This window comes from Fodinibius sp. (genome assembly GCF_041642155.1).
Classification (GTDB): Bacteria; Bacteroidota; Rhodothermia; order Balneolales; family Balneolaceae; genus Fodinibius.
Genome location: NZ_JBEPWZ010000246.1, coordinates 1 through 4,721, shown reverse-complemented (window position 1 = coordinate 4,721; position 4,721 = coordinate 1). Strand labels below are relative to the sequence as shown.

Here is a 4,721-nt window from a genome sequence, read left to right as displayed (position 1 = left end):
CAATGGGACGGAACCAGCATCAGCACTGCTCCCGACAAGCCGATTCGGGGCCACCAGATAGGCTACCGCAATACGGCGAACTCCTATGATGCATGGACGCCCCGGCAGTATGAGCAGTACCTGCGCGATATGATTGTTTTCGGGACCAACAGCATCGAAAATACGCCCAGTCACGGCGAACCATCCCCCCATTTTACGCTGTCCAGGCGGCAGATGAACGTTGAAGTAAGCCGTCTCAGCAAGAAATACCGGTTGGATTACTGGATATGGACCCCCATCGAGTTCGATCTCGGGGATACCAAGAAAGCCGGGGACTATCTGCGGCGGCAGGAAGAGCTCTACCGGGCGCTGCCCCGGCTGGATGCGGTTTTCATTCCGGGCGGCGATCCAGGAGACAATCCCCCGGAGCGGGTGTTGCCGATGATGGAGAAGATGGCGAGTATCCTAAAAAAACATCACCCTGATGCCGCGTTGTGGCTCTCGCTGCAGGGATTTGACCCGGATGACAGCCAGTTTGTCTACGACTACCTGGCGAGGGAATCCCCCCGGTGGATGGGTGGACTGGTTGCGGGACCAAGCAGCCCCCCGATGGCGGAAACCCGCGCGGCACTTTCGGAGCAGTATGCCCTGCGGCACTACCCGGATATTACCCATACCGTTCGGTGTCAATATCCCAACTGGTGGTGGGATCCGGCCTATAATTTCACGCTCGGACGGGAGCCGGTCAATCCCCAGCCCCTGCGATACCAAAATATTGTTCGTCATACCGAGGAATATACCGATGGGTTTATCACCTACTCCGATGGCATGCACGACGACCTGAACAAAATGGTGTGGTCCCAGCTGGGGTGGGACCAGGAAACAGATATCGGTGATCTGGTACAAGACTATGCCAACTACTTCCTGGATTCCCGTGATGCCGGTCGCATCGCCGACGCCCTTTTCGCCCTCGAGCAAAATTGGGAGGGCGCGATAAAATATAACGGCTCCGTTACCGGGACGCTTCGGTTGTGGCAGGCTATGAGCCGCGACCGGGAGCTTGATAATACGGGCAATGCGTGGCGCTGGAACATGTACCTGCTACGGGCCTATTACGATGCGCTGGTTCGAAAGCGCTTTATCCAGGAGGAGAAGTTGGAGCAGCAGGCGAATGCCGTGCTGCGAAAAAGCGAAGAGCTGGGTTCGGTTGCCGTAACAGACTCTGTAAAGGGAATTTTGAACCGCGCGCGAACCTATGTTGAAAATGACCCTTGGAAAGACCGGATATACCACCTTGCGGATGAGCTGTTCCGGGAGATCGGCTACCAGTCGAGTGTCCCCCTGTACCGGGCGAAAAACCCGGAGCGGAGTGCCATTCTGGATTTTGTCGATCGTCCCCTGAACAACCGGTGGTGGATCGAATCCGAATTTGAGCGAATATCGGCCTGGCCGGAACCCCAAAAGGTGGAGCGCCTGGTTCAAATGGGAAGCTGGGAAAGCCCGGGAGAGGGAAGCTTCTACGACGATGTCGGAAACGTGTATAAAAGTCCCCATGTCGTAAAACTGCATGCGCCGGATAACGACCCGCTGTTCGAGCTGAGTGACAACCCGGGCTTCGACTGGTGGGAGGACGGATACAGCAAGGCGCGGCTTTCCTGGATGAGCAGCATGCGCTGGCCGGTCATGCAGTACCGGGGACTGGACCCCGATGCCCGCTACAGCATACGCCTGACGGGGGTGGGGGAGTTTTACACCTATGCCGACGGACAGGCACTGGAAGCGGTCACAGAACGAAAAGAGACCGGCGAGATTGTAGAGCTGAACGTTCCCCGGACCCTGACCAGGGACGGGGCTCTGAGGCTCACGTGGGAAATGAAAGATGAGCGTCACCTGAACTGGCGGCAGCATTCGCGGCTAAACGAAATCTGGTTAATTAAAAAAAAGCGTTGAACGCTCCGCCGCGGCTGTTTGGGCCTCCGGCGGTAAACCTGAATGTTACATACATACAGTTCCCGTTCAACCGTAAAATAAGCGGTAAGACGGGGCCATAAATTAGTTCCGGCTCTTTGGGAGCTATCACACTTTAAAATTCAACAGACAGTTACGAATTAAAAAATATTACGATAAGATATGATTAGGACAACTTGGCTTTTGGTTTTGCTATTACTGCTACAGTGGACGGGAATGAACGCGCAATCCTTTGAGGATAGCACCTATCCTCAACCGGTATCGAAAAAATATGCGATTGAGGAGACAGATGCCGATCTCCGGATGAAAAAATTGGTCATCGACCGGGATGACAATGTGTATGCGCTCACCAATGAAGGGTTGTTTGTGATTATTGAAGATCAGCTGGTTCCCGACCGGCGATATCGTCCCCTCGCCGATAAAAAGCCGGTGGATATAACCATTCAGGACGGAACCGGAATACTGTATTATTTGTATGAGGATCACTACTTGTCGAATGCCCATGCCGGCAAACCCTACGGATCGTTTGATTCGCAGGAATATACGCAAATCGCCGTCAATGATAACGGGAACGTGCTGCTTGCGGGGGAAGAGCACGTCGCGCTTGATACGAACCGCGGCAGAGAGACCGGGACCCTGGAGGAACCCATACTGGAAGTCAAAAGCTATGGAGGCGATTTCTTTTTGCAAACCGGTACGGGCATCTACAGATACGAGAAAGGCACGGCCCGGCAAGTGGTTGAGGATGCGCATATTATGGACTGGACATTCGGCGGCGAGGCGTTATTTGTCTCCAATGACAAAGGATACTATGCTGTTTCTGCGGGAAGCTGGCAAGAACAGGAATCCCTGAGGACGAAGTTGCCGGTCATCCCGGCTACCTCCCTGGCATACCGGGACGGACGCCTGTGGGCCGGTTCCGATATCGGGATGTATGCCACCCAGAACCTGGAGGACTACCGTTACTACGCTTTCCGGAGGTGGCTGCAGGACGACCGGGTGCTGGACGTGGCCGTAGACTCAGAGGGAAACGCCTATGCGCTGACGGAGCAGGGAATATCGGAGGTCCATTTCAAGGAGATGACCCTGAAGGACAAGGCCGATTACTTTTATGACCGAATCCGGAAGCGGCACCTGCGGTATGGCTTGATCGGAGAGGTGAGAATGAGCGAGCCCGGCGATATGACAACGATGGAGATGCACGATACGGATAATGACGGGCTGTGGACCTCCTTCTACCTGGGCAGCGAGGTCTTTCGATATGCTACGACGGGGGCCGAAGAAGCCAAAAGGCGCGCCTTGGAGTCGTTCGAGGCATACGAACGGCTGATTTCCATAAATCCGCTGGAGGGCTTTCCGGCACGGACCTTCGAGCGGAAAGGATACCGGGTGTCGGGGGGACCCGAGGACTGGCGTCCGGGCGGGGATGAAAAGTGGGAGTGGAAAGGCACGACCAGCAGCGATGAATTCGTGGCCTACATATGGGTCGCCGGTATCATGGATCAATACCTTGATTTGACGGCAGGGGAAGAAGACCGGGTTGCCCGGTTTATCGATCAGATCATGACCCATATCATTGATAATGACTACTATTTTGTGGATATCGATGGTGAGCCTACGCTCTGGGGACGCTGGAATCCGGAATATATCAACTGGTATCCCGAAACCGTGGTGGACCGCAAGCTGGGCAGTATAACGATCACGGCGGGACTTCAACTGGCCTATGAGCTGACGGGGAAAGAGATCTATAAAGAGGAGATGTACCGCTTGTTCGAGGATCACGGGTACCTGGATAATATCAGGATACCGTTGGAAAAAATCGGTCCCACGCCGGGCTATATCCATGAAGGACACGACATGGGGGACGGGGGCTGGAACCACTCCGATGATGAAATGGCTTTTCTTACCTACTGGGTATTATATCATTATGCCTTGAATGATGAGCTCCGGCAGACATACGCGGAGGTCATCACCGACCACTGGGATATCGAAAAGCCGGAGCGCAATGCCCTGTGGAACCTGATTACCTATGGCACGTCCGGGGACATCGACCTGCCTTCGGTGCAGTGGCATCTCAGGGAGTTTCAGCTCGATATGATTCGATGGGATGTCAAAAACTCGCACCGCAAGGATCTCGAATTCCTGGAGCCCAACTTCAGGGGACAAACGACCAGGGAACTGCTTCCCCCCGGGGAACGGGAGACGCACCGGCATAATGCCAACCCCTTTGATCTTGACGAGGGGAACGGGGGACTCAGGTCCCTGGCCGGCGATGAGTATTTGCTGCCGTACTGGATGGGCAGATACCTGGATGTCATTGTTCCTGTAACCAATGCAAATAATTAGACTATGGCTGACGAACCACTTTCAAAACGATTGATCTCCCTGGATTTTTTCCGCGGCATAACCATAGGGGCCATGATCATTGTCAACACCCCGGGCGCGCATGACTATGTTTTTGGTCCCCTCGCCCACGCCGAGTGGAACGGCATAACGCCTACGGACTATATATTTCCCTTCTTTATTTTTATTGTAGGCGTTTCTATCGTCCTGGCCTACACCAAGTATCTTTCCCGGGGAAGGGAGCGGGGCGAGATGGTTCCGAAAATTGTAAAGCGGAGCCTCATTATTTTCGGGCTTGGAGTATTTTTGAACATATTTCCGGGCTTTGATTTTGCGAATATCCGCATTCCGGGTGTTCTGCAGCGGATAGCCGTTGTCTTTTTCGCCTGTGCACTGCTGTTCCTGTATACCTCAAGGAGAACACAATGGTG

The 4,721-nt window shown here is 54.2% G+C and carries 3 protein-coding genes; all 3 read left to right on the top strand.

The window, feature by feature from the left end; translation table 11 throughout:
- Positions 1-1,929: hypothetical protein (locus tag ACESLU_RS11975; RefSeq protein WP_372638882.1), on the top strand; the 1,929-nt coding region annotated here is incomplete at its 5' end.
- 180 nt (positions 1,930-2,109) lie between these two features.
- Entirely contained in the window at positions 2,110-4,293 is a 2,184-nt protein-coding gene (locus ACESLU_RS11970) for a hypothetical protein (protein ID WP_372638881.1), read from the top strand.
- A gap of 3 nt (positions 4,294-4,296) precedes the next feature.
- On the top strand, positions 4,297-4,721 hold a 425-nt coding region (locus ACESLU_RS11965; protein ID WP_372638880.1), incomplete at its 3' end, for a heparan-alpha-glucosaminide N-acetyltransferase domain-containing protein.